20 protein-coding genes are annotated in these 25,655 nt (G+C 61.3%); 1 reads left to right on the top strand and 19 read right to left on the bottom strand.

Annotated features, from left to right (window positions below; genetic code table 11):
• Positions 1-131 precede the first annotated feature (131 nt).
• The 7 genes from A6M21_RS05010 to nifV form a co-directional block, all read right to left on the bottom strand.
• On the bottom strand, positions 132-2,621 hold the full coding sequence (locus A6M21_RS05010) for a mannose-1-phosphate guanyltransferase (RefSeq protein ID WP_066666789.1): 2,490 nt from the start codon (positions 2,619-2,621) through the stop codon (positions 132-134).
• Positions 2,622-2,652: 31 nt separating this feature from the next.
• A complete protein-coding gene (locus A6M21_RS05005; protein ID WP_427854603.1) occupies positions 2,653-3,888 on the bottom strand; it encodes a glycosyltransferase family 4 protein in 1,236 nt (411 codons plus the stop codon).
• 174 nt (positions 3,889-4,062) lie between these two features.
• The gene (locus A6M21_RS05000; RefSeq protein WP_066666787.1) at positions 4,063-4,437 is read right to left on the bottom strand and encodes a carbohydrate-binding protein; all 375 of its coding nucleotides are present in this window, start codon (positions 4,435-4,437) and stop codon (positions 4,063-4,065) included.
• Between the two features lie 240 nt (positions 4,438-4,677).
• Positions 4,678-5,682 (bottom strand): isocitrate/isopropylmalate dehydrogenase family protein, encoded by a 1,005-nt coding sequence (locus A6M21_RS04995; protein ID WP_066666786.1) that lies wholly within the window; start codon positions 5,680-5,682, stop codon positions 4,678-4,680.
• Between the two features lie 190 nt (positions 5,683-5,872).
• Positions 5,873-6,373: a 3-isopropylmalate dehydratase small subunit gene (locus A6M21_RS04990; RefSeq protein ID WP_066666785.1), complete on the bottom strand. Its 501-nt coding sequence runs from the start codon at positions 6,371-6,373 to the stop codon at positions 5,873-5,875.
• Complete coding sequence (locus tag A6M21_RS04985; protein ID WP_066666784.1) at positions 6,370-7,638, bottom strand: 3-isopropylmalate dehydratase large subunit; 1,269 nt, start codon at positions 7,636-7,638, stop codon at positions 6,370-6,372. The genes A6M21_RS04990 and A6M21_RS04985 overlap by 4 nt, the downstream gene beginning before the upstream one ends.
• 10 nt (positions 7,639-7,648) lie before the next feature.
• Positions 7,649-8,776: a homocitrate synthase gene (gene nifV / locus A6M21_RS04980; RefSeq protein WP_066666783.1), complete on the bottom strand. Its 1,128-nt coding sequence runs from the start codon at positions 8,774-8,776 to the stop codon at positions 7,649-7,651.
• 543 nt (positions 8,777-9,319) lie between these two features.
• Here nifV and A6M21_RS04970 point away from each other — a divergent pair.
• Positions 9,320-10,558, top strand: coding sequence for an L-lactate MFS transporter (locus tag A6M21_RS04970; protein WP_066666781.1), 1,239 nt, complete (start codon positions 9,320-9,322; stop codon positions 10,556-10,558).
• 48 nt (positions 10,559-10,606) lie between these two features.
• Here the strand turns inward: A6M21_RS04970 and gatB are convergent, their stop codons facing one another.
• The 12 genes from gatB to A6M21_RS04895 form a co-directional block, all read right to left on the bottom strand.
• Positions 10,607-12,049, bottom strand: coding sequence for an Asp-tRNA(Asn)/Glu-tRNA(Gln) amidotransferase subunit GatB (gene gatB, locus A6M21_RS04965; RefSeq protein ID WP_066666780.1), 1,443 nt, complete (start codon positions 12,047-12,049; stop codon positions 10,607-10,609).
• Between the two features lie 197 nt (positions 12,050-12,246).
• On the bottom strand, positions 12,247-13,704 hold the full coding sequence (gene gatA, locus A6M21_RS04960; RefSeq protein WP_066666779.1) for an Asp-tRNA(Asn)/Glu-tRNA(Gln) amidotransferase subunit GatA: 1,458 nt from the start codon (positions 13,702-13,704) through the stop codon (positions 12,247-12,249).
• A 175-nt stretch (positions 13,705-13,879) separates the two neighbouring features.
• Positions 13,880-14,161 carry an Asp-tRNA(Asn)/Glu-tRNA(Gln) amidotransferase subunit GatC gene (gatC, locus tag A6M21_RS04955; RefSeq protein WP_066666778.1) on the bottom strand — a complete coding sequence of 94 codons (282 nt, stop codon included), beginning with the start codon at positions 14,159-14,161 and terminating at the stop codon, positions 13,880-13,882.
• 180 nt (positions 14,162-14,341) lie between these two features.
• A complete protein-coding gene (gene ligA / locus A6M21_RS04950) occupies positions 14,342-16,408 on the bottom strand; it encodes an NAD-dependent DNA ligase LigA (RefSeq protein WP_078060401.1) in 2,067 nt (688 codons plus the stop codon).
• A gap of 58 nt (positions 16,409-16,466) precedes the next feature.
• A complete protein-coding gene (locus A6M21_RS04945) occupies positions 16,467-17,327 on the bottom strand; it encodes a lipid II flippase Amj family protein (protein WP_066666777.1) in 861 nt (286 codons plus the stop codon).
• A 96-nt stretch (positions 17,328-17,423) separates the two neighbouring features.
• On the bottom strand, positions 17,424-19,661 hold the full coding sequence (pcrA, locus tag A6M21_RS04940) for a DNA helicase PcrA (RefSeq protein ID WP_066666776.1): 2,238 nt from the start codon (positions 19,659-19,661) through the stop codon (positions 17,424-17,426).
• A gap of 506 nt (positions 19,662-20,167) precedes the next feature.
• Complete coding sequence (locus A6M21_RS04925; RefSeq protein WP_066666773.1) at positions 20,168-21,769, bottom strand: APC family permease; 1,602 nt, start codon at positions 21,767-21,769, stop codon at positions 20,168-20,170.
• A gap of 389 nt (positions 21,770-22,158) precedes the next feature.
• On the bottom strand, positions 22,159-22,554 hold the full coding sequence (gene hisI, locus A6M21_RS04915) for a phosphoribosyl-AMP cyclohydrolase (protein ID WP_078060411.1): 396 nt from the start codon (positions 22,552-22,554) through the stop codon (positions 22,159-22,161).
• 85 nt (positions 22,555-22,639) lie between these two features.
• The gene (gene hisF, locus A6M21_RS04910; RefSeq protein ID WP_066666771.1) at positions 22,640-23,428 is read right to left on the bottom strand and encodes an imidazole glycerol phosphate synthase subunit HisF; all 789 of its coding nucleotides are present in this window, start codon (positions 23,426-23,428) and stop codon (positions 22,640-22,642) included.
• Positions 23,422-24,168: a 1-(5-phosphoribosyl)-5-[(5-phosphoribosylamino)methylideneamino]imidazole-4-carboxamide isomerase gene (gene hisA / locus A6M21_RS04905; RefSeq protein WP_066666770.1), complete on the bottom strand. Its 747-nt coding sequence runs from the start codon at positions 24,166-24,168 to the stop codon at positions 23,422-23,424. The genes hisF and hisA overlap by 7 nt, the downstream gene beginning before the upstream one ends.
• On the bottom strand, positions 24,162-24,773 hold the full coding sequence (gene hisH / locus A6M21_RS04900) for an imidazole glycerol phosphate synthase subunit HisH (RefSeq protein ID WP_066666879.1): 612 nt from the start codon (positions 24,771-24,773) through the stop codon (positions 24,162-24,164). The genes hisA and hisH overlap by 7 nt, the downstream gene beginning before the upstream one ends.
• Before the next feature lie 324 nt (positions 24,774-25,097).
• On the bottom strand, positions 25,098-25,655 hold a 558-nt coding region (locus tag A6M21_RS04895; RefSeq protein ID WP_151191805.1), incomplete at its 5' end, for an IS200/IS605 family accessory protein TnpB-related protein.

Here is a 25,655-nt window from a genome sequence, read left to right as displayed (position 1 = left end):
CGTCTGGCGCAGGTCCGGGAGCGAACCACGACACGCGCCGCCGGTAAGCGAACCGGCGGCGCGAATCACGCCTTTGAAAATTAAAGGTCTTCCGGCCGGCGCTACTGCAAAGCCGGCCGGAAGACCGCTATTTATTTCCCGCCGGCAATCCGGCTGATTTTGTCGATGTAGAAATCGGTCAGGGACTGGGCGATCTCCATGGTCGCCCCTTCACTGAACACCCGGCAGACCGGCTCCTCGGGATCCGGCAGCACCAGCGCCCAGCCCTGGGGGTGAAACACCTTCACACCGTCCAGCAGTTCCAGTTCCTTCGCCGGCGGTTCCTCGATCAACCGCCGGATCACCGTACCCTTGGCCTCCCAGGGTACGGCCACCTCCTTGCGGTCGACAAAGAAGGCCGGTATTTCGTCCACCAGTTCGCCCAGGGAGAGCCGGTGGGCGGCAGCGAACTCCAGGATACGGGTGAGCGCCCCGAGAGCGTCAAAGTTGAGCAGGAACTGGGAAACGCGCCTGCCGCCCTGCCGGCGCAGCGCTTCGTCCTGACCGAGCACTTTTTCCACAAAATCCTGCACCGCCGTTTTGGTCCGCACCACCTGCCCCCGGTAACGTTCGGCCAGCGTTTCGATCACCCGGGGGGCGGTCACGGGCACCACCACCGGACCGCCCTGGGACTTGAGAATGATCAGGGCGATCAGCGCGGTCAGCAGATTATCCTGAATCAGGCGCCCCCGCTCATCAACAAGCACCAGGCGGTCCCCGTTGTGGTCCATGATCACCCCGGCGCAGGCGCCCCGTTCCTTAACCCGGCCGGCCAAAAGGGGCAGAACCTCCTGGTAGGACGGCCAGTTGCGCGGCGGCAGTTCCGGATTGTCCGGTTCGAGGTTTTCCAGTTCAATATTCAACAGGCCGCACAGCGGCTGCAAAAAAGGATCCAGATTGGCGTGGTCATAGGCCGTAATCAGGTGAAAGCGGCTTTTCCGGATCAATCCGGTGTCCAACTCGCGGGTCAACGCCCGCAGATAGGTGCCGGGCATGTCGGGAACATATTCCGCCGGTTTGACCTGTCCCGGTTCCGCGCGGCGGAAGTCTTCCCGCATGAACAGGTTTTCCACCTTGCGTTCCAGGCTGCGGGAAATATTGCCCCCGTTGCCGTTCAGGAAGATCATGGTCACCTGGTCGCTGCGCCGGGCGGAGACACGTACGTGTACGCCGCCGGCCAGCCCCAGGCTGCGCACGCCGAAACGCTGCATGGGAGTGATGCCCGTACCCAGATCGCAAATCCGGGCGCCCACCGACTGCATACCGCCGGCCAGGGCGTTTTTGATCATGCCGCAGGCCGGGTAACGGTCCGCACTCACCGCCAGGCCGGTGCCGACGCCGCCCAGGGCGGAGGCAAAAGCCGCCCCCAACCGGCTGGCGTATTCCGGGGTTACTTCCACGTTGACCAGCCCGGAGACACCTTCCAGCCCGAAAACTTTTTTCGGCGTGCGCGTGCCCCAGATCAGGCTGTTCTGCACCACGGTTCCCGCTTCCACCATTTTATGCGGCCACAATTTCACGTCGGGCTTGATCACGCTCAGTTCCTGAATCACCGAATCGCTCCCCACCACCGCTCCCTCATAGACGGAGGCGCCGGTCTGAACCTGCACGCGGCTGCCCAGCACCGCCCCCCGCAGGGCGGCGCCGGCGCCCAGATAGACATTGTTCCAGAGCACGCTGCGTTTGATTGAAACCTGGTCCTGTATCCGGCAGTCCGGCCCGAGCACCGTATAAGGAGCCAGTTCCACACCGGCGCCCAGGTGACAGCCGTCCCCAATCAGCACCGGCCCCTGCACGCGCACATCCTCGCCCAATTGCACGTCCCGGCCCAGCCAGAGGCCGGGCTGTACCTCCCGGGCCGGCAGGTTCACGCTCACCCGGCCGGAAAGTATGTCGTGGTGCGCCTGCAGATATTGCTGCAGGTTGCCGATGTCACACCAGTAACCCGGCAGAACAACACCGAAAAGCGGTTTTTTCTCCCGCAGGAGGAGGGGGAAAAGATCCTTGCTGAAGTCAAACATGCGCCCGGGCTCGATATAATCCAGCGCCTCCGGTTCCAGCACATAAATGCCGGTATTCACCGTATCGCTGAACACTTCCCCCCAGGCCGGTTTCTCCAAAAACTGAGTGATGCGTCCGTCCGGCCCGGTGATCACCACGCCGTATTCCAGTGGGCAGCTGACCCGGGTCAGCACCAGGGTAGCCATGGCCCCCCGCCGGCGGTGAAAGTCGACGGCCGCACCCAGATCCAGATCGGTGAGGGCGTCGCCGCTGATTACCAGGAAGGTCTGATCCAGAAAATCCCCGGTGTTTTTCACGCTGCCCGCCGTGCCCAGCGGTGTCTCCTCAACGGCATAGTGCATATTAATGCCGAAGGAGGCGCCGTTGCCGAAATGATCGCGGATGGCCGCGGGCATATACTGCAGGGTGGCCATCAGGTCGGTAAAACCGTGCTTTTTGAGCAGGTCGACGATGTGTTCCATTACCGGACGGTTGGCCACCGGCACCATCGGTTTGGGCCGGCCGCAGGTCAGTGGGCGCAGGCGCGAACCTTCACCGCCGGCCATAATCACTGCTTTCATCTCATCCCTCCTGTGTAATTGACCACGGGTTTCAAGCCCGGGCCAGCATGCGCGTGACCCGGTTGAATAAACGTCCGGCTCGCGGAGTATCGTACCAGGTGGCGCCGCGGTAAGCCTGCCAGACCCCCCGGTAGACCCGGCCGGTCTGCCGGGCGATGTCCCGCCAGTTGAATTGCTCCTGCACCTTGCGGAAGGCGCGCTGGCGCAATTTTTCCGCCAGTTGTCCATCCTGCAGCAGCCAGCAGATCATATCGGCCAGGGAATGGCTGTTACCGGGGTAAAATTTCAAACCGTCCACTCCGTGCTCCACAATCTCACTCAAACCACCGGTATCGGCCACAATTACCGGCGCCCTGGCCGCCATACCCTCCAGGGCGACAATGCCGAACGGCTCGTACAGGCTGGGGAAGACGGCGGCGGCGGCCCAGCCGTAGAGGGAATTGCGTGTCTTGTCGTCGACATAGCCGGTAAAATAAACGCGGCTGGCGATACCCAGATCAACGGCCTGCTGGTGCAGTTGAGCGGCATAAGGACCCTTGCCGGCAATAACAAACTTCGTCCGCGGATGGCGGGAAAGCACTTCCGGCACCGCGTCCAGCAGCACCTGCACTCCCTTTTCCCGCACCAGCCGTCCGACGTAAAAAACAATCTGTTCGTCTGGGGCGGCGTAATGGTCACGTGCCGCCTGCGGATTCCGGGCGGCAAAGGCGGACGGGTTGACTCCGTTCGGGATCACGCCCACCTTGTCGTCCGGCAGCTGGAAAACGTGGCGCACCTCGTTGCGCATGTAATGACTGCAGCAGATCACCCGCCAGGCTTCAAATGTCAACCACCACTCAATATCACTGATATGCCGCTGGGTGTCATTATGCAAACCGTAATTCCGTCCATATTCGGTAGCATGGATGGTGGCCACCAGCGGCAGGCGGCAGGCGTGCTTGAGCGCCCGGGCGGCATAGGCCACCAGCCAGTCGTGAGCGTGCAGCAAATGAACATTCAACTCATTGACGATGGGAATGGCCCTTTCGAGCATGGCTACATTCAACTGGGCGACCCAGGTGACAAAACCGGGCGCCGATATCTGGTAGGGCACCACCCGGTGGACATGTACGCCGTTCACTTCCTCGTATTCTTCCAGACCCGGGGCGCCACAGGTGATCAAGTGCACCTCCTCCCCGGCGGCGGCCAGGGCGCCGGTCAAATCATAGACATGCTGGGCCAGGCCGCCCACTGCCCGGGGCGGGTATTCCCACGACAACATGAGCACACGCAAGCGACAGATCCTCCTTAAAACGGCCCGCGGACCATATTCCCGGCCGGACGGAAGCGGCCGGCGCGTTACAGATCCTAATCAAAAATCCCTACCGCTTCCGGTAGGGATTGAAGGCAAGTCCCGATCTCTATGCTTTCCGTACGGGGCATAATAACCTTCAAGCCGGGGCTACATGGGGCGGTTTCCGTTATGAATTTCAAAACTCCAGTTGATCCCGTTATTGTTATCCCAGTTGTTGGCGTTGTCCCGGAAACAAAAATTAAAACGGGTGTCATCGGACATTTGCAGCGTTTTCACCCAGCCCCAGCCGGTGCGGGACATGCGCAGGTCCTGCACATTGCGCCAGTCACGGGCGTTGCCGTAACCGGCATGCAGGTAAACCTGTCCGGCGCCGCTCCGGGCAAGCAGTCCGTTATAAAATACCGTTATTTCGTCATATGCGGTGACCGGTGTCGGGTCCACCACCACTCCCCCGGGAAATCCGGCCTCATGCATGGCTTGCAGCCGGTAGTCCCCTTCCCCGAAGTTGCTCGGGTAGGCCAATTGCATTCACCTCCTGTTGTTATTCAGCTGCTTTTAGATAACCGGGGCCACAAAGTTATTATTATGTGCAAAGCCTTTTTTTATGCAAAAAAAAAGAACGGCGGCCAGCCGTTCCTTTTGACGGAATAATATTTCAGACGGGGCGAATCCCTCCGGCCGGACGGCCTGTCCGGTCCGCCGCACTTGATTGCTGGCCGTTCCCGGAACGGGGCGGCCCGCCTGCCTGTTTTAAGGGCGGGGTTATCCTTGCATTTTCCCGATGATCGCTCCGGCCATTTCACTGGTGCCGGCGGAGCCGCCCAGGTCGTAGGTCAGGTTGCGGCCTTCGGACAGCACGGCTGTCACCGCCCGCATGATCCGGTCTGCCGCTTCATTTTCGCCCAGGTGCTGCAGCATCATCACTCCGGACAGGATGATGGCCAGGGGATTGACCCGGTTCTGTCCGGCGTGCTTGGGCGCGCTGCCGTGCACCGGTTCAAAGACGGCCGCCTCCAGGCCGGTATTGGCTCCGGGCGCCACACCCAAACCGCCCACCAGTCCGGCGCAAAGGTCGCTTACAATGTCCCCGTACAGGTTGGGCAGTACCAGCACATCGTAGTTCTCCGGCGTCTGCACCAGCTTCATGCACATGGCGTCCACAATCATGTTCTCAAAGGCGATATCCGGGTATTCCTCCGCCACCCGGCGGGCGCATTCCAGAAAGAGACCGTCGGAGAGCTTCATGATGTTGGCCTTGTGCACGGCGGTCACCTTGCGCCGCCCCTGGCGGCGGGCCAGGTCGAAGGCGTGGCGGGCGATGCGTTCGGAGGCCGGCCGGGTGATGATCTTGATGCTCTCGGCGGCGTCCGCGCCTACCCGGTGTTCAATGCCGGCGTACAGGTCCTCCGTGTTTTCACGCACAATGATCAGGTCCACATTCTGGTAGCGGGTTTTGATTCCCGGCAGGGTGCGCGCCGGGCGCACATTGGCGTAAAGGTTCAGTTCCTGGCGCAGGGTGACGTTCACACTGCGGAAACCCTTCCCCACCGGCGTGGTGATCGGCCCTTTTAAAGCCACCTTGTTTTTGCGGATGGAATCCAGCACGTAAGCCGGCAACGGCGTGCCGTATTCAGCCATCACCGCTTCGCCCGCCTGCACCACTTCCCAGGCGATGCGCGCCCCGGAGGCGTCAATCACCCGCCTGGCGGCCGCGGCAATCTCCGGACCGACCCCGTCGCCGGGGATTAAAGTTACATTGTGTGTCACTGCTGCTTTATTCCTCCTGTATCCTCTATCTGCCCGCCGCCACACCGGGGCGGCGCCTTCCCGGTCTTTGGCGCCGCCGGTTGATGCCGCGAGCGTCGGTATGCCGTGACTGAACCAACGTCCAATGGCATACGGACCGGAACCGGACACGCGGGGGATGACCGCCGCCGGCGCTGTCCGGCCGGATGGTTCAATCGAAATTGAATCCGCCGTATTTGCGGAAATGGGCGGCCAAACCGCCGTCGTTCAAGATTTTGATCATCACCGGCGGCAGCGGCTTGGCCGGAATGACAGTGCCTTTGGTCCGGTTGGTGATTACCCCGGCGGCCGGATCCACCGTCAGTTCGTCTCCCGGCTCAATGCCGTCCGTGTCGCACTCCAGCACCGGCAGGCCGGTGTTGATGGCGTTGCGGTAGAAAATGCGGGCAAAGGACTTGGCCAGCACGGCGGCTACGTTGGCGTGCTTGATGGCCAGGGGCGCCTGTTCCCGGGAGGAACCGCAGCCGAAATTGGCGCCGGCCACGATGAAGTCGCCCGGGGCGACCTTGCGGTAAAAGTCCGGATCCAGGTCTTCCATCACGTGTTTGGCCAGTTCCTTCATATCCAGGGTTTTAAATTTATATTTTCCTGAAATGATGTAGTCGGTATTCACATCATCGCTGAATTTATGTGCTCTGCCCGCCAGGATCATGCCGTCACCTGCTTTACAAATTCTCTCGGGTCGGTAATTTGCCCGGTCAGTGCCGAAGCGGCCACCGTGGCCGGCGAGGCCAGGTAAATGAAGGCGTTGCTGTTGCCCATGCGTCCCTTGAAGTTGCGGTTGGCGGTGGAAATGACATTTTCGCCGTCGGAAGGCACGCCATTGTGTGTGCCCACGCAGGGGCCGCAGCCCGGCGTGACCACGGCCGCGCCGCTTTCCACCAGGGTCTGGATGATCCCCTCGCGCATGGCCTGCAGGAAGATGCGCCGGGAAGCCGGCGCCACAATCAGCCGCACGTCCCGGTGCACCCGGCGGCCGGCCAGAATGCCGGCGGCAATGCGCAGGTCCTCCAGGCGGCCGTTGGTGCAGGTGCCGAGCACCGCCTGCTGGACGGGCGTGCCGGCCACCCCGTCCACCGGACAGACGTTGTCCACCCGGTGGGGACGGGCCACCTGCGGCGCCAGGGACGACACGTCGTACTCCTTGATTTTGGCGTAGCGGGCGTCCGGGTCGGCGCTCACCGGGGTGAACTGACGGCGGGTGAACTGCCCCAGCCAGGCGAATGTCTTGTCGTCCGCCTCCATCAGGCCGGCCTTGGCGCCCATTTCGATGGCCATGTTGGCCATGGTGAAGCGCCCTTCCATGGACAGGGCGGTTACCGCCCCGCCGGTGTACTCGGCGGACATGTAGGTGACCCCGTCGGCAGTAACGTCGCCGATCAGGAAGAGAATCAGGTCCTTGGCGTAAACGCCGGGCGGCAGTGTGCCGCGGCAGACGAATTTAAACGTCTCCGGCACCTTGAACCACATTTGGCCGGAAATCAGCCCGGCGGCCAAATCGGTGGAACCGACGCCGGTGGAGAAGGCGTTCAGGGCGCCGTAGGTGCAGGTGTGCGAATCGGCGCCGATGACCAGCGATCCCGGACCGACCCGGCCGCTTTCCGGCACCAGCTGGTGGCAGACCCCCTCGCCGATGTCGAAAAGGTGCAGGCCTTTTTCCCGGGCGAATTCCCGCATCAGCTTGTGCAGTGCCGAAACCCCTTCGTTCGGACTGGGCGCGCTGTGGTCGATGACCAGCGCCGCCCGGTCCGGGTCAAAAACCGCCTGGCCGTCCATCTCCTGAAAAGCCCGGATGGCCAGCGGGGAGGTGCCGTCCTGGCCCATGATGAAATCCAGCCGCGCGACCACGATTTCACCGGCATGCGCCGTCCGGCCGCAGTGGCTGGAAAGAATCTTTTCAATGATCGTCTGACCCAACGACTGATCCCTACTTTCCGAAATAGTCTTCGTAGATGTACATCAATTCCTTGTCAAAAAGCGGCCGCTTCAGAGAAACACAGTAGGAGCGCACCTTGGCCAGCATTTCCTGGGCGCGGAACTCGCTCAAATGGATGCCGTATTCGGCGAACTTGGCCTTTAAAGCCGCCGTGCCCGAGTGCTTGCCGATCACAATCTGCCGCTCCAGGCCCACTTCCTCGGGCTGGAAGGCTTCGTACGTTTTCGGGTTTTTCAGCGCCCCGTCGGCATGAATGCCTGATTCATGGGCGAACATGTTCGAGCCGACGATGGCCTTCCAGGTCGGCAATTCCCGGCCGGAGGCGCGGGACACGTACTCGGCCACTTCCCGGAACATCTCCGTGCGGAAGCCCAGGTCGACGCCCGCCAGGTGCTTCAAGGACATGACCACTTCTTCCAGGGCGGAGTTGCCGGCGCGTTCACCCAACCCGATTACGGTGACGCCGATGTGGTTGGCGCCCGCCTTGACACCGGCCAGGGCGTTGGCCGTGGCCATGCCGAAGTCATTGTGGGTGTGCATCTCAATATCGAGGTCCACGTTTTCCCGGATCGTTTTGATGCGCTCAAAGGTGGTGAACGGGTCCAGGATACCCACCGTATCGCAGTAACGCAGCCGGTCGGCCCCGGCTTCCCTGGCCGCCCGGGCGAACTGGAGCAGGAAATCCATATCGGTACGCGAAGCGTCCTCGGCGTTCACGGAAATGTACATGCCTTCCTGCTTGGCGAAACGGGTGGCGTTGACCATCTGTTCCAGCACCCATTCCCGGGTGGTCTGCAGCTTGTATTTGATATGAATGTCCGAGGTGGAAATGGAAATGGCCACGGCATCCACTCCGCAGGCCAGGGAGGCTTCAATGTCCTTCTGCACCGGACGGTTCCAGCCCATGATGCTGGCTTTCAAGCCGGCCTTGCAAATGGCTGTGATCGCTTCCTTTTCGTCCCCGCCCATCACCGGGACGCCGGCCTCGATTTGATGCACCCCCATTTCATCCAGGAACCTGGCGATGCGCACTTTTTCCCGGTTGGCGAAAACGACCCCGGCCGTTTGCTCGCCATCCCGCAGGGTGGTGTCCACAATAAAAATTTTTCTTTCGCTCACACCTGTTCCACTCCTTGCAAGATAAATTAGGCTTTCTCCATCGAAAAAAAATCAAGCTTTCCCCCTTGAAAGCCGTTGTACAATTTATTAAACTATCATATCACGAAATCAGTCAACTGAAAACTACAAATTATGATCATACTGTATACAAACCGGCCGGTTGTTTCCCGGACGGCCCGGCTCCGCACCCGCCGGGCCGTCCCTTCCCTCTGTTTCCTGGACGGCTTGTTTTGCGCTCCGAACGGTCGTCTTTGCACCTTGAACGGAAAACGGCAGCCGCTCCGCAGCCTTTTTTCACAACCCCTGGGACCATTAAACCATTTGGTGGATGTTTTTGTCTATTGCCGGAAAAAACATATTGCCGGTAAGCGTTTGCCATTAAAATGATGGCAGCGGGGGAATTTTGCTCACAAGGGGGGATTAAGTGAGAAGTTTTATGCACAAGTGAGCCGGTGCAGATTAATGTGTCAGAATTTTCGCACTCATACGACATCTGTTTATCCCATCCGACGAATATGTCAATCCTACAGGAGGTGTATCAGGATGAGTCAACCCGGTTCGGCACGGGCCTGGGCGGTTACTTTCGCCGGTACCGGCGTCAACCTGTGTCTGGGTGTGTTATACACCTGGAGCGTATTCGCCGCCGCTTTGGTCAACCAGTTGCACTGGAGCAAAACAGCGTCGGCTATCCCCTATACCATCGCCTGCGTCGTCTTCGCCATTTTCATGGTGCCGGGCGGCCGGATGGTGGACCGCATCGGTCCCCGCTGGGTGGCCACCATCGGCGGCATCTTTGCCGGCGGCGGTATGATCCTGTCCGGCTTGACCGGTTCCTTCCAGGCGCTGGCCGTTACTTTCGGTGTCATCGTGGGCATCGGGCTGGGCTTTGGCTATGCGGCGCCCACCCCGGCGGCGGTCAAGTGGTTCCCGCCCCACCGCAAGGGGCAGATTGCCGGCCTGGTGGTGGCCGGTTTCGGCCTGGCCTCGGTTTATATCGCCCCGATGACCAACGCCTTCATCAAGTCCTTCGGTGTAATCCGCGCCTTCTATATAGAAGGGTTTATCTTCCTGATCGTGACCGTGTTGTTGTCCCAGGTACTGTCTTATCCGCCGGCCGGTTTTGTGCCCCAGGGCACACCCGCTCCGGCCGCCCGGGCGGCCAGCCTGTCCGCGCCCAAGCGGGACTTCACCGCTTCTGAAATGCTGGCCACGCCCCAGTTTTACCTGCTCTGGATCATGTTCTGCTTTGCCGCTTCGGCCGGTCTGTTGATCATCGGCCACCTGGCCAAAATATCCCAGATCCAGGGAAACATCAACTGGGGATTTGTGCTGGTGGTCGTGCTGGCCGTGGCCAATGCCGGCGGACGCATCCTGGCCGGTTGGCTGAGCGACCGCCTGGGCCGCACCAATACCATGCTGCTGGTGTTTGCCGTACAGGCCGCCAATATGCTTCTGTTCAGTTCCTACCGCAGCCCGGGGGCGCTGCTGATCGGCTCCATCCTCACCGGTCTGGCCTACGGCTCGCTGCTGTCCCTGTTCCCGTCGGCCACCTATGACTTCTTCGGCTTGAAAAATGCCGGCGTGAATTACGGCCTGGTCTTTACCGCCTGGGGCGCCGGCGCACTGATCGGCCCGATCATCGGCGGCCGGGCGGCCGACCTCACCGGCGGCTATACCGCCAGTTACCTGATTTCCGCCGGCCTGCTGGTGGTGGCGGCTATCCTGAGCTTCGCCACCAAACCGCCCAGGAGCGAACCTGTAGATACGGTCGTAAAAGCGTAACCGCGCCAATAAATGCAAGGGGACAGGTTTGATGCCTGCCCCCTTTTTTTAAGCCTGCAGCTTTTCTCGCAGCAGTTTGTTCACCAGTTCCGGATTGGCCTTGCCGCGGGTGGTCTTCATCACCTGGCCGACCAAAAAGCCCAGCGCCTTGTCCTTGCCGGCCCGGTAATCCTCCACCACCTTGGGGTTGCCGGCCAATACCTGGTCGATCACCGCGGTGATCGCTCCGGCATCGCTGATCTGGACCAGGCCTTTTTCTTTGACCACCTGCGCCGCATCCTTGCCGGTGTTGAACATTTCTTCAAACACCGTTTTGGCGATTTTACCGCTGATTGTACCCTGATCGATCAGCTTGAGCATACCGGTCAGGTTGTCCGGACGCACCCGGCAGGCGGTGATGTCCATGTTGGCGGCGTTCAACAGCCGGGAAAGATCGCCCATCATCCAGTTGCTCACCGCCTTGGCGTTCGGGTACATGGCCACACAGGCTTCATAATACTCAGCCATCTCCAGGGATGAGGTGAGCACCGCCGCATCGTAGGAAGGCAGATCGTAAAGCCGCATGTAACGCTGCCGGCGCTGGTCGGGCAGTTCGGGCAGGGTGGCGCGGATCTCCTCCACCCACTGCCGGTCGATGACCAACGGCACCAGATCCGGCTCCGGGAAATAGCGGTAGTCGTGCGCCTCCTCCTTGCTGCGCATGGACCGGGTTTCGCCCCGTGCTTCATCCCAGGTGCGTGTTTCCTGCACTATGCGCCCGCCGTCCTCCAGCACGGCGATCTGCCGCTCCACTTCGTAGGCCAGCGCCCGCTGCAGCGCCCGGAAGGAGTTCATGTTCTTGATTTCCGATTTGGTGCCGAATTCCTTCGTCCCGCGCGGACGCACGGAAATATTGGCGTCACAGCGCAGGGAACCCTCTTCCATCTTGCAATCGGAAACGCCGGTGTAGGCGATTATCGCCTTCAGCTTGTCCAGGTAAGCGCGCGCCTCCTCCGGCGAGCGCATGTCCGGTTCGGACACAATCTCAATCAGGGGCACCCCGGTGCGGTTGTAGTCCACCAGGGAATAGGGCGAGGTGGTGATGTTCCCCTGGTGCACCAGTTTGCCCGCGTCTTCTTCCATATGCAGGCGGGTAATACCGATGCGCTTTTCCCGCCCGTCCACTTCGATGTCCAGGTGACCGTGTTCGGCGATCGGCAGGTCGTACTGTGAGATCTGGTAGTTCTTGGGCAGATCGGGATAGTAGTAATTTTTGCGGTCGAACTTGGAATATTCGGCGATCTGGCAGTTTAGGGCAAGCGCCGCCTTGATGGCGTAGGCCAGCACTTTTTTGTTCAGCACCGGCAGCGTGCCCGGCAGGCCCAGGCAGACCGGACAGACGTGCGTATTCGGGCCGGCGCCGAATTCGGTGGTGGACGGACAGAAAATTTTGCTGTTGGTCTTTAATTCCACGTGCACTTCCAGGCCGATGATCGTTTCGTAATCAGCCATATTCAATACCTCCCAGGAAATTTACCGGGCCGGTTCCGGGAGCTTGCGCTCATTGGCGGAAAATGCGCCAAAAAAATCATACCGGGCAACCCTCCGGTGACACGTAAAAGCTTTGCCCAAAAGCCGGCGCGTTTGTCCGGAGGAATGCTTAAGGCCCTCTTATGGATTATGAGCATGGCTTTTGGCCATGGATATGTTTACAGCGCCGGCCGGCGGCTTTTGTGATCCGTGTGCTGTTCGAAAGCGTAGGCCAGACGCAGCAGGGTACCTTCGCCGAAAGGTTTGCCGATCAGCTGCATACCCACAGGCAGGCCGTCCACAAAGCCGGCCGGCAGGGAAATGCCCGGCACGCCGGCCAGGTTCACCGCCAGCGTGCAGATGTCGGACATGTACATCTGCAGCGGATCATCCGTCTTTTCACCCCGCTTGAATGCCGGCGAGGGCGCCGTGGGCGAAAGCAGGGCGTCAAAACGCTCAAAGGCGCGGTCGAAATCCTGCTTGATCAGCGTGCGCACCTTCAACGCCTTCAGGTAGTAGGCATCGTAATAACCGGCGGACAGCGCGTAGGTGCCCAGCATGATGCGCCTTTTCACCTCGGTGCCGAAGCCGCGGCTGCGTGTTTTCATGAACATGTCCACCACGTCGGCGGCGTCTTCCGCCCGGTAGCCGTAACGCACCCCGTCGTAACGGGCCAGGTTGGAACTGGCCTCGGCCGGCGCGATCAGATAATAGGTGGGCAGGGCGTAGCGGCTGTGGGGCAGGCTGGTTTCTTCAATTTCCACCCCCAGCGCGGCCAGCTGTTTCATGGCCCGCCCGATCACTTCCTTCACCGCCGGGTCGATGCCCTCGCCCATGTATTCGGCGGGCACGCCGATTTTCAGCCCCTTGATGTCATCCGTCAGAAAGCCGGTATAGTCCGGCTGTTTTCCCGGCGCCGAGGTGGAATCCAGCGGGTCGTGACCGCATATGGCGTTGAACAGCCGGGCGCAATCCTCCACATCGCGTGTGAAGGGGCCGATCTGGTCCAGGGAGGAGGCAAAGGCCACCAGGCCGTAGCGGGACACCGCCCCGTAGGTGGGCTTCAACCCGACCACGCCGCACAGGGCAGCCGGCTGGCGGATCGAGCCGCCCGTATCCGAGCCCAGCGCCAGCACGGCTTCGCCGGCGGCCACCGCGGCCGCGGAACCGCCGCTCGAACCACCCGGCACCCTCTCCGTGTCCCAGGGGTTGGCGGTGGTGAAAAAGCCCGAGTTTTCAGTGGAAGAACCCATGGCGAATTCATCCAGATTGGTTTTTCCCACCATCACCGCGTCCGCCTGCATCAGTTTCTCCACCACCGTGGCGTTGTACGGCGGGATGAAATTGCTCAGGATTTTGGAAGAGCAGGTGGTGCGGACGCCGCGGGTGCACATGTTGTCCTTGACCGCCACCGGTATGCCGGCCAGGGGGTGGATCTCCTCCCCGGCGGCAATCTTTTTGTCCACTTCCCGCGCCCTGGCCAGCGCCTCCTCCCGGGTCAGGGTGACAAAGGCCTTGATCCGTTCTTCCGTCCGGTCGATACGCTGGAAAACATCCGCACATATTTCCGCCGCGCTGATTTCTTTTTTCACCAGCATGCCGTGCAGTTCATGCGCGGACAGATAATGAAGTTCCAAAAATATCCCCTCCAAGATTGCACTTTTCCACCGGGCACGTATGCCGTCCCGCTATATCCGGCCGGCACGCACCCCGAAAAATACGTTTTTTTGAAAGGCCGGCGGCCGTACCCCGCCGCTCCGGTGTTCCGGTCCGGCGAAAAAGTTTTCTTTTAAAACCAGGCCGCTGTCCGCTTTACATTATTTTCGGCACCTTGAAGTAGCGGTCCTCGCGCTCCGGAGCGTTGGCCAGCACCTCTTCCGGCGGCATGTGCGCGCCCACCCGGTCTTCCCGGAAGACGTTCTGCAGGGGCAGCACGTGCGCCGTGGGCGGCACGTCCGCCGTATCCAGTTCATTGAGCATTCCGGCGTACTCTAAAATGGCGTTGAGCTGCCGGGCGTAAGTCTTTTTCTCTTCTTCGTTCAACTCCAGCCGGGCCAGCAGGGCCACGTGCTCGACATCCCGAATGGTAATCATTTTCCAGCACCTTCCTTGAAAGCAGATCTTTTTTTAAACTCAACCCGCAAAAGTTAAAGCCGGCGGCCTTACTTCGAGCGCTCCAATGCCCGGCGTGATTTGCGCCGCCTGTCCGCCCGCCGTAAGCGCCGCCGGGCTTCGTTTCCGGAACAGCGGGAGCCGCTTTCCCCGGAACAACCTTCAAGTGCGGCTGTTTTCAGCCTGCCCGCCGGACGGCCGGTTGCCGGATTGTTCGGCGCCGGCGCCGGCCACCAGGGCGGTGAACTGATCCTCCCGCATGACGGGCACGCCCAGGGCCAGAGCGCGGTCGTACTTGCCGCCCGGGTCCTCCCCGGCCACCACATAGCTGGTTTTTTTACTCACACTGGAGGCCACCCGGCCGCCCAGACCCTCAATCAGCTCCTGCGCCTGCTGGCGGGTGAAGCCGGCCAGTGTGCCGGTGAGCACGAATACTTTGCCCGCCAGCGGCCGGCCGCCGGCCGGTGCCTCCGCTTCCTGGCGCATATTCACTCCGGCCGCGGCCAGCTTTTCCAGCACCCGGCGGTTCTGTTCCCCGGCAAAGAAGTTGACCACGCTGTCGGCGATGGCCGGTCCGATTTCCGGAATGGCCTGCAATTCCTCCCGGGTGGCCCGGGTCAGCCGGTCCAAAGAACCGAAATGACCGGCCAGGATGCGCGCCGCCCGCTCGCCCACGTGGCGGATGCCGAGAGCGAAAATCAGCCGGTGGAGCGGGTTGGCCTTGCTTTTGGCTATCGCCTGCAGCAGGTTGGCAGCCGACTTGTCGCCAAGCCTTTCCAGGGCAGCCAGGTCTTCGTGGCGCAGCGTGTACAGATCGGCCGGATCACGCACCAGTCCCGCCGCCAGCAACTGGCCGAGCACCGCCGGTCCCAGGCCGCCGATATCCATGGCGTGGCGGGAAACAAAGTGGATCAGCCCTTCCCGGCGCCGGGCCGGGCAGGCCAGGTTGGTGCAGCGGGTGGCCGCCTCGCCCGGGGGGCGCACCACCGCCGCCCCGCAGGCCGGACAGACGGACGGCATGACAAAAGGTTCCTCTTTGCCGGTGCGGTCTTCCGGAACGGCGGCCACCACTTCCGGGATGATGTCCCCCGCCTTCTGCACCAGTACGGCATCCCCGATCCGGATGTCCCGTTCCCGGATGATGTCTTCGTTATGTAAAGTAGCCCGGCTGACGGTGGTGCCGGCCAGATGCACCGGTTCCAGGATCGCCGTCGGTGTCAGCACGCCCGTCCGGCCGACCCGCAGCATAATACCCAGCACGCGGCTTTTGGCCTGCTCGGCGGGAAACTTGTAGGCAATCGCCCAGCGCGGGCTTTTCATGGTTGCACCCAGACGCGCCTGCTGTTCCAGGGAGTTCACTTTGATCACCAGGCCGTCAATGGCGTAAGCCAGGTCAAAACGCGCCTGCTGCCAGCGGCGGCAGTAATCGATGATCCCCTCCATATCCGCAAAGAGGCGGCGCTCCCGGTTGACGGGAAAACCCAGTTCGGCCAGGACGTCCAGGGTTTGGCTGTGGGACTGCAGGTCCAGGCCGCCGGCTTCGCCCACTCCGTAGACGAACAGGCTCAACTGGCGCGCGGCGGTCACCGCCGGGTCCAGCTGGCGCAGGCTGCCGGCGGCGGCGTTGCGCGGGTTGGCGAACAGCGGCTCGCCGGCCTCCTCCCGGGCTTCGTTCAGGCGGGCGAAAGAGCGCTTGGGCATGTAAACCTCCCCCCGCACCTCGAGCACGGGCACCGTCCGGCGCAGGCGCAGGGGCATCGCCCGGACGGTTTTCAGATTGGGGGTGATCTCCTCTCCGGTTTCCCCGTCCCCGCGCGTCGCGCCCTGGACGAACCGGCTGTTTTCGTAGCGCAGGGCGACGGCCAGGCCGTCTATTTTTAATTCCACCACGTACTCCACCGTCTCGCCGGACAGCGCCTGGCGTACCCGGCGGTCGAAATCAAACAATTCCCCCTCATCGAAGGCGTTGGCCAGGCTCAGCAGCGGCGTCCGGTGGCGCACGGGGGCGAAGCCCTCCCGGGGCTGACCGCCGACCCGCCGGGTGGGGGAGGCGGGCGTAATCAACTGCGGATATTCCTTTTCCAGCGCCGTTAATTCACGCATCAGGGCGTCATAACGGGCGTCGGAAATCTCCGGATCGTCCAGCACATAATAGCGGTAGTCATGGTGTTCGATTTCCCGGCGCAGTTCCTCCGCCCGCGCCCGGGCCTTTTCCAAGCCGGTATCCAAAGTTTTTTACAACCCCCTGAACCGAAAAGTGCGCGCTTGCGGCGCCGGGCAACGCGTGCTAGGTGATCAGCGCGGCCACGAAACGGATCACCAGCGCCCCGGGAATGAAGATGGCCTGCGCCAGCAGTGTGCCCAGCAGGCGGGTGATGGCCAGGTAGACGGCCATCTGCTTCACGTCTTCCTCCGGCCGCTTGCCCCGCATGGCCTGGTCGGTGATCAGCGCGGCGGTGGGATCCACCACCGTGGCGGCCAGCACCGCCGCCACGCCGTTGACAATCCCCGAGGTAAGCGTGGCCGTGGAGCGGAAATGCGGGATCAGTGCCCCGGCGTAAAGCGCTGACAGCACCCCCGTGGTCCAAACGCCGGTAATAATAATGTTGGCCACCAAAAAGTAGCGCGGGATGTGCAGCGGCGCGGCGAGCGCGGTGCGAAAACGCCCCACCCCGGGCAGTTTGACCTGTCCGGCCAGGCGCGCCACCTGGCGCGGAGAGATGAAAATTTTCAAAAGCATGCGCGGCACGTTGCCGAAGTCTTCCAGCAGCATAATCGCGCGGGTGAAAATATTGACGAAAGAAGGAATCAGCATCCCGCCGATCAATGTGCCGGCGGTGGCGGCCAGCATCACCGTCCGGATCTGGCTGTTTAGATGAACCAGCTGTGCCTGGTAATACGGACTGGACAGCAGATCGTGCCCGCCGGCCTGCTGCGACCCCTTGTTGATGGCCAGTTCGACAATGGAGGACATCAACGGGGCCTGAATCAAATTGGCCGTGCTGGCGATCAGAAAAATCACCTGAAACAGGGACAACGCCGTGGCCAGCCGCCGGGTGCGCACTCCGGACAGGCGCACGGAGTAAATCAGCGTATTGATCGCGTGAATCACGGCCGTCAGTATGGCTACAAACAATAAACGGGACATAATTCCTCCGCATGCTTACCACACAGATCACAAAACATTATCACCATTATTGCCGCCGGCCGGGCCGCGGATACGCCCGCCCCCGGAAGAAAGCCGTCACTCCACCCTTTCCAGCGGCGCGTAACGGGCGAGCAGGGTTTTGGTACCCAGGTCGGGGAATTCCACCTGCAGCTCGGCCGCGTCCCCCTGGCCGCGCACCTGCACCACCGTACCCACACCCCACTTGCGGTGGCGCACCCGCTCCCCGGGGTTGAAAAAAACAACCTGCCCCCGGCCGGAGACACTCCGGCCATACGCCGTGTCCGCACCGGCAGCCGGTTTGCGCGCCCGCCCGGATTGCGTGTCGCCGGCGGCCGGCTTGCAACCCGCTCCGCCGTAATCCGGCCGGCTTTCTTTGATTTCCGCGTCCAGGGGATCCTCCGTGGTCAGCAGGTGCGGCGGAATTTCCTTCAGAAAGCGCGACGGATCGTTGTGGCGGGTGGCGCCGTAAAGCGTGCGCTGCCAGGTGTGGGTCAGGTAGAGCTGCCGGCAGGCGCGCGTAATGCCCACGTAGCACAGGCGCCTTTCCTCTTCCAGTTCGGCCGGTTCGGTCAGGGAGCGGGAGTGGGGAAAGACCCCCTCCTCCATGCCGGGCAGGAAAACCACCGGAAACTCCAGGCCCTTGGCGCTGTGCAGGGTCATCAGCACCACCTGGTCGGCGTCCTGTTCGTACTTGTCCACGTCAGTGACCAGGGCCAGACCGGCCAGAAAATCGGACAGGGAGTTTTCCACCGCCTGACGGTCGTAATCCTTGGTCACCGAGAGAAACTCGTTCAGGTTCTCCTGCCTGGTGCGGGATTCGACCGTGCTTTCCGCCTGCAGTTCCTGCCAGTAGCCGCTGCGTTCCAGCACCTGCCGGGCCAGTTCGGTGACGGACATGCCGTCCTGATGCTCATAAAGCCAGCCGAAGAGATTGGCCAGCCCGGCGCAGGCCGCCCGCACCCGTCCGGTCAGTCCGGGCACCTGCTCCGCATGGGCCAACGCCTCCAGCACGGGCATGTCCCTTTCCGCGGCGTGCCCGAGCAGTTTTTGCAGTGAGGCCTCGCCGATGCCCCGCCGGGGCGTGTTGATCACCCGGCGCAGGCTGACGGTGTCCGCCGGATTGACCACCAAGCGCAGATAGGCCAGCAGATCCTTGATTTCCTTGCGTTCGTAAAATTTAAGCCCGCCGATGATGGTATAGGGAATGCCCCGGTGCAGCAGCACTTCCTCCAGTACCCGGGACATGGCGTGTGTGCGGTAGAGCACGGCCAGTTCCCGGTAGGGCAACTGCCGGTGGTGGTGCAGGCGGGCGATGCGGTCGGCCACAAACTCCGCCTCGGCGCGCTCGTCATGGGCCAGGAAAACCACCGCCGGAGCGCCCGGGCCGGCCGCCGTCCAGAGCCGTTTTTCCTTGCGCCCCCGGTTGCGCCGGATCACCTGGTTGGCCGCATCCAGAATGGTTTGAGTGGAGCGGTAGTTCTGCTCCAGTTTGACCACCCGGGCATCCGGATAGTCCCGCTCAAAGTCCAGGATGTTCCGCAGATCGGCCCCGCGCCAGCTGTAGATTCCCTGATCCGGGTCCCCCACCACGCACAGGTTGCGGTGAGTTTTGGCCAGCAGGTTGACCAGCACGTACTGGGCACGGTTGGTATCCTGGTACTCGTCCACCAGCACATGGCGGAAGCGGTTCTGATAATAGCGCAGCACGGACCCGTTTTCACGGAACAGGCGCACGGTGAGCATAATTAGGTCGTCGAAGTCCAGGGCGTTGTTCCGGGCCAGTTTTTGCTGGTAAAGGCCGTAAATTTGAGCCACCTGCCGGGTGAAAAAATCGCCGGCCTGCCGTTCAAATTCCGCCGGTCCGGCAAGAGCGTTCTTGGCGCCGGAAATGGCCGCGTGCACGGAACGGGCGGGAAACTTTTTTTCGTCCAGGTTCAGTTCTTTCATACAGTCCTTGAGCACCGTCTGCTGGTCGGCGTCGTCATAAATCACAAAGTTGCCGTCGTAGCCCAAAAAGCGGGCCTGACTGCGCAGAATACGCAGGCAGGCGGCGTGGAAGGTGGACACCCACAGCTCATTCGCCACCCCGGAGACCATATCCGCCACGCGTGTTTTCATTTCCCGGGCCGCCTTGTTGGTGAAGGTGATGGCCAGGATGCTATAGGGAGCCACTCCCTGCTGCAGCAGCCAGGCGATGCGGGTGGTCAGCACGCGCGTCTTGCCGCTGCCCGCCCCCGCCAGCACCAGCAGGGGACCCTCTGCGTGACACACCGCCGCAGTCTGCGCCGGATTCAGATTGGCCAGCAAATCCATCGGGTTCACTTCCTTAAAGCCGGTTGAGGGGAATGATTACATCCGCATTATACCACAGCACCGGCTGGAAGTGTACTTGCGACGGGAAAAAAGTGTCGCCGTTGACATTTTCGCGAACCTTGACACTTGCGGCGGGGAAAAGATTGGCGGCGGGCGTTGCCGCCGGGGAAAACCTGAATAACCGGCCGGCGTGGAGCCGACGGACGCCTGCGGTTACCCGCAAAAACGCGTTGGGGCGAACAGGCGCCCGGCCGTTGTTCCGTGGAAAAGCCGGCCCCGCCCCGGGGGCGCAAGGTCCGGGCGCGGCGGCCGCAGCAGAATCCGGCCGGGACAATTCCCGGCCCGGCGCGGGCGTGACAGCGCCGCGGCGCGCTGCAGCCCGCCGGCTTGAATGCGGGATTTCACGGTAAGCGCCGGAACCGTCCCCCGGGGCAAAAAAAAGCGGGTCGCGCCGACCCGCCGTCCAATGCCGAATGTCCGGGGGTCTGACGGAACCCGGAAGGAAACTAGGCGCTGTGGGTTAGCTCCTTATTCAGGTATTCCTGTGCCTTGACTTGGTCGGCCACGGCGTTCTCAATCTCCTCCGTACGCATGGCACTGGCGTTCCCCCAATAGAAAAATACAATGGCTCCGATAATTACCACCAGCATGTCTTCCGGATACTTGATCAGGTTGTGTCCGCCGAACTGCTTGCTGCCGGCGTATGAAACAGCCAGCAAAAAGAACATGTAGACCACCAGCCAGATGCCGGCCTTGATATTTTTGGCCAGGTCTGTGCGCAGGTCCGCGCGTGCAATGACAAATCCGGCATAAAGGAGCAAACCGAGCAGGTCGACCACCACCACCACCCAGTCGGTGGACCAGCCGTTCCAGTAAATCAGCAGCGTGCCGACGATAAAAGCGAGCAGGGCGATGACCGGCAGTCCTTTCACGGGCAGCGGCCGGTGCAGGTCGGGCGCCACCCGGCGCAAAGAGAGCGCGGAAACCGGGCCGATCATGTAGGTGAAAACCACCGCGCCGGAAACCACGCCCACCAGCTTGTTCCAGGCCGGGAAGGGGGCGGTCCAGATCACGGCCAGAATCAAGGTCAGCCAGAGCGCGGGGCGCGGTACGCCTGAAACGCCGTCGACATTCTTGAAGATCCGCCACCAGAAGCCGTTATTGGCCTGGGCGAGCACCACCCGCGAGGTGGAGGCGGTATAAATGTTGCCCGTGCCGGCCGGGGACAGTATGGCGTCGGCGAACAAAATTGTCGCCAGCCAGTTGAACCCGAGCAGCAAAGCCAGATCGGCGAAAGGCGAGCGGAAATTGATCTGTCCCCAGCCGGCGGCCATTTTCGCCGCCGGAATGGCGCCGATAAACGTCGTCTGCAAAACGGCGTATAAAACCACGCCCAGCAGGATGGCCAGGATGATGGCCAGGGGCACGTTCCGCTGCGGGTTTTTAGCTTCGCCGGCCATATCCACCGCCTGCCTGAACCCGAGAAAGGCAAAGACGATGCCGCCCGATGAGACGGCGGATAAAACGCCCGGCAGGCCGAAAGGGGCAAAGCCGCGGGAAACCAGGTTGGCGCCGTGAAATTGGGTCAACAGGACGATCACGGTGAGCACGGGAGTGATGAACTTGAGCAGGGTAATCACCGTGTTTACTTTGGCAAACAGCCTGACGCTATAGTAATTTAGCAGGAAAAACAGCACAATGAGCACGAGGGAAACCAGCCAACGGCTGAATGTCATCACTTTGCCGTTAAACAAAACCGGGATGTACGAACTCATGTATTGAACAACCGCTTCCGCCTCGATGGAGATCACCGTGGAATAGGCGATGATACAGGCAAACCCCATGATGTAACCGACAAACGTGCCGTGCGAATACTGGGGATAGCGCACCAGCCCGCCCGCCTCGGGCAGCATAGAGCCCAACTCGGCATAAACCAGGGCAATAAAAATGACCGCGATGCCTCCGATCAACCAGGACAAAATAGCGGCCGGACCGGCCATATTGCCGGCCTTTTGGGAGGCAAACAACCATCCCGAACCGATGATCGCGCCCAATCCGAGCATCGTCAAATCAAGCAGGTTGAGCTCCCGTTTTAAACCTGTCTGCATAGGCTTCTACCCGGCTCAAAAGCTCCCGGCGGTACGCCGGCGGCGGACCGGGAGCGGTCAAACCGGGGTTCTTACCCCCTTTTTCTAAATTTTCTGCCTTTCGCCCCCGGACACCCGGCTAATTTTTAATTTAATCTTAAAATTGTTACGGTTTTGTGTAATTCATGTTACAAAAATATGTAAACTGATGCCGGGAGGCATCAGCGTGCACGGCTGCGCCGGCTGACTGGAGATTATCACCCGGCGGGGCGGGCCGTTTATACAAAAAACCCGGATACACTCCGGGAAAACCGGGGCGGGCGGGCATGTAGTTGGCGGACGGCTTATATAAAAAAACCCGGATGCCGGCGGGCGGCCGGCCCGGGCGATCCAGGAAAACGTTTTGATACTTAAATACCGTTTTTGCCGTAAACTTTTGCCGGATCAAACTTCCGTTCGCCAACCACCTGCACCCCGCCGTCCGGAAGAATGCGGTAGTGAAAGCAGCTGAAATAACCTTCATGGCAGGCGGCGCCTTTCTGCTCCACCCGTACCAGCAGCGTGTCCCGGTCGCAGTCGTAAAAGATTTCCTTTATTTTTTGCACGTTGCCCGATGTTTCCCCTTTGTGCCAGAACTGCTGCCGGCTGCGGCTCCAGAACCAGGTCTCGCCGCTTTCCAGCGTGCGTTTCACCGCCTCCTTGTTCATGTAGGCCACCATCACCACGGCATTGGTCCGCACATCCTGCACCACGGCCGGAATCAGCCCGGCCGCGTCGTATTTCAGACTATCCACGTCAAAAGCCAAAAACATCACCTTCCAGGAAATATTCACCCTCATAATTCCGCCCCTGAGCATGACGGAGTTTTTCCACTCCAACCAGCTTGGACATTTACCGGCCTCCGGCATCTGACGACCGGCCTCCGATCCTCACCGGCACTCCCCTTTCGTGCAGGTATTCCTTCACCTGGCGGATGGAATACTCGCCGAAGTGAAAGATGGAGGCCGCCAGGGCGGCGTCGGCCTCGCCGGCGGTCAGCCCGTCGGCGATATGCGCCAGCGTGCCCGCCCCTCCCGAGGCAATCACCGGAATACGCACCGCCCGGGAAACGGCGCGGGTCAGGGACAGGTCGTAGCCGTCCTTCGTACCGTCCCGGTCCATGCTGGTGAGCAGGATTTCACCGGCGCCCAGCGCTTCGGCCCGCCCGGCCCACTCCAGGGCGTCCATGCCGGTGGGCGTGCGCCCGCCGTGCACGTAAACCTCCCAGCTGTCCGGGCCGTTTTGGCGGGCGTCGATGGCCACCACAATGCACTGACTGCCGAAGCGCTCCGCCCCCTCGCTCACCAGCCGCGGATTTTGCACCGCCGCCGTGTTGATGGACACCTTGTCCGCGCCGGCCGATAATATGGCCCGGATGTCCTCCAGCGTAGTGATGCCCCCGCCCACGGTAAACGGGATGAATACGTCCCCGGCCGTCCGGTAGACCATATCCAGCACTGTCTTGCGCCCCCGGGCGGATGCGGTGATATCCAGGAAAACCAGTTCGTCGGCGCCCTCCCGGTCGTAAAAGGCGGCCAGTTCCACCGGATCGCCGGCGTCACGCAGATGGATAAAGTTTGTTCCCTTCACCACCCGGCCGTCGGTAACATCCAGACAGGGGATAATCCTTTTGGTCAGCACACCTGTTCCCCCATTTCCCCGCGGGCGATGGCCAGCGCTTCGCGCATGGTTACCGTGCCGGCATACAGTGATTTGCCCATGATCACCGCCTCCACCCCCAGGGGTTCCAACGCCTTTAATGCAAACAGATCCGCCGCGGTGGATATGCCGCCGGAGGCGATGATCTTCATTCCCGTGGCGCGGGCCACCTCCTCGATGGCGGCCAGATTGGGGCCTTTTAAAGTGCCGTCGCGCCAGATATCAGTAAACACCACCCGTTTCACGCCCAGGGAATTCATTTCGGCGGCCAGTTCCAGGGTGTTCTTTTCCGCCGTCACCCCCCAGCCTTCGATCGCCACCTTGCCGTTGCGGGCATCAATGCCCACCACCACGGACTCGCCGAAAAAGCGGCAGGCCTCGGCGACCAGCGACGGGTTGATAATGGCAGCCGTGCCCAGGATCACCCGGGCGACCCCCAGGCCCTTCAATTCCTCAATCACCGCCATGTCCCGGATACCGCCGCCGATCTGGACGGGAATACGCACCGCCATCAGAATGTTGCTGATCATGTCCAGGTTTTTGGGTGAACCGGAGAAGGCGCCGTCCAGATCGACCACATGCAGCCAGCGGGCGCCCTGCTCCTCCCACAAGCGGGCCACCGCCACCGGGTCGTCCGAATAGACCGTTTCCCTGTCCAGCCGGCCTTCCACCAGGCGTACACATTTCCCCTCCCGCAGGTCAATTGCCGGTATGATTAACACTTGGCCGCCAACCCCCCAAAGTTATGCAAAATTTTCAGGCCCAGCACACTGCTTTTTTCTGGATGGAACTGAATGCCGAAAACATTGTCCCGCTCCGCCATGGACGTAAATTCAATGCCGTATGAAGTCACACCGGTGACCAGCGCCTTATCGGCCGGGTCGACATAATAGGAATGAACGAAATAAAAATCCGACTGGTCGGGTATGCCGGCCGTCAGCGGACCCGGTTTGAGCAGGCGCACCTGATTCCAGCCCATATGCGGGATTTTCACGCCGCCGGTCAGCCGGCGCACCCGGCCGGGGAAAATGCCCAAACCGCGGGTGGGGCCCCACTCCTCGCTGTATTCAAAAAAAAGTTGAAAACCCAGGCAGATGCCTAAAAGAGGTTTGCCCGCCTCCACCACCCGGTGCACGGCCCGGTCCAGGCCGCTTTCCCGCAGCCTGGTCATGGCGTCGTTGAAGGCGCCCACCCCGGGCAGCACCACCCCCCGGGCGTCCGCCAGCTGTTCCGGCCGGTCAACCACCGCCGCCGGCCAGCCCGCCTTTTCGAACCCCTTTTGCACGCTGCGCAGGTTGCCCATGCCGTAATCAATGATGGCAATCAAAATAAAATTGCCTGGTTCAAAAAAGCTCACAATACCTAACAAGCGTTGGTTTTTGTGCAGCCGGCCACCCCCATGACCAGGCTTTCGCTCCTTTCGGATTTGATTTATCCGCCCCGGGGGACGAACATTGCGACAGGGGGGCCTCGGCCCCGGGAGTCCCACCCGGACGGGAGAACGGCACTTGACGGGCACAGGACGCGGCCTTTTGTGAAACCACGAGGGTTTCCATCCTGCGTTGACTGTCAAGCGAAAGCCATTGGCTTTGCCTCCCGCGATCTGTTAGATGCGGCCTACCGGTTTGTCCGTACTCCGGCTAAACTTAGGTCACCTACTCAATAAAACGAGTTTCTTCAAGTCGTGCCAGACGGTATAAAACGATTCCTGTTGGAAACGGGTTAAACCGTTGTAAACGGGAATCTTTCCGTCCAGTTGCTTGAAGAGCCGCTTTACCTTTCGGGTCATCCCTTTTCCTTCCCCAGGTAAGGAATTTGCCTTTTGGTTCAGCTTTTCTCTTACGGCTTGGATCTTTTGCCTCAACTCTTTGGTGATGCGTTCTTTGCATCCAATCGCCCGGCGGGCGATGACCAGTGCGGCGGCGTGGTGGATGATTATTCCGTACCGCCGCATGTATTTCCAGTAACCGATGGTGGATGTGTGCGCCGGCCAGACTTGCTTTACGCCTACGCCTTCTTTGAACGCTTTACGCATGACGGCTGCGATCATCTTTTGGAACGGGAAGTTGGCCGCCATGCGGTTGAATCTTTTATTCGTGTCCAGCCGGTCTTTGCCGAAGTCCAGTTTTTCTACCGCCAGCGGTTTGCCCAGGGTTTTGGCGATGTCTACTACTACTTTGGCCAATACCCCAATCAGGTAGGTGCGCCG

Origin of the sequence: Desulfotomaculum copahuensis (assembly GCF_001655685.1) — a bacterium.
GTDB lineage: Bacteria > Bacillota > Desulfotomaculia > Desulfotomaculales > Desulfovirgulaceae > Desulfotomaculum_G > Desulfotomaculum_G copahuensis.
The sequence above is the reverse complement of the archived record's forward strand: the minus strand, read 5'-3'. Positions and strand labels throughout refer to the sequence as shown.

Excerpts from the sequence above, each read along its gene's own strand:
- A6M21_RS04970 (WP_066666781.1), top strand. The coding sequence starts at position 9,320 with ATGAGTCAACCCGGTTCGGCACGGGCCTGGGCGGTTACTTTCGCCGGT.
- gatB (WP_066666780.1), bottom strand. The coding sequence starts at position 12,049 with ATGGCTGATTACGAAACGATCATCGGCCTGGAAGTGCACGTGGAATTA.
- A6M21_RS04945 (WP_066666777.1), bottom strand. The coding sequence starts at position 17,327 with ATGTCCCGTTTATTGTTTGTAGCCATACTGACGGCCGTGATTCACGCG.
- pcrA (WP_066666776.1), bottom strand. The coding sequence starts at position 19,661 with ATGGATTTGCTGGCCAATCTGAATCCGGCGCAGACTGCGGCGGTGTGT.
- A6M21_RS04990 (WP_066666785.1), bottom strand. The coding sequence starts at position 6,373 with ATGATCCTGGCGGGCAGAGCACATAAATTCAGCGATGATGTGAATACC.
- A6M21_RS05010 (WP_066666789.1), bottom strand. The coding sequence starts at position 2,621 with ATGAAAGCAGTGATTATGGCCGGCGGTGAAGGTTCGCGCCTGCGCCCA.
- A6M21_RS04925 (WP_066666773.1), bottom strand. The coding sequence starts at position 21,769 with ATGCAGACAGGTTTAAAACGGGAGCTCAACCTGCTTGATTTGACGATG.
- gatC (WP_066666778.1), bottom strand. The coding sequence starts at position 14,161 with ATGATTACCATTCGGGATGTCGAGCACGTGGCCCTGCTGGCCCGGCTG.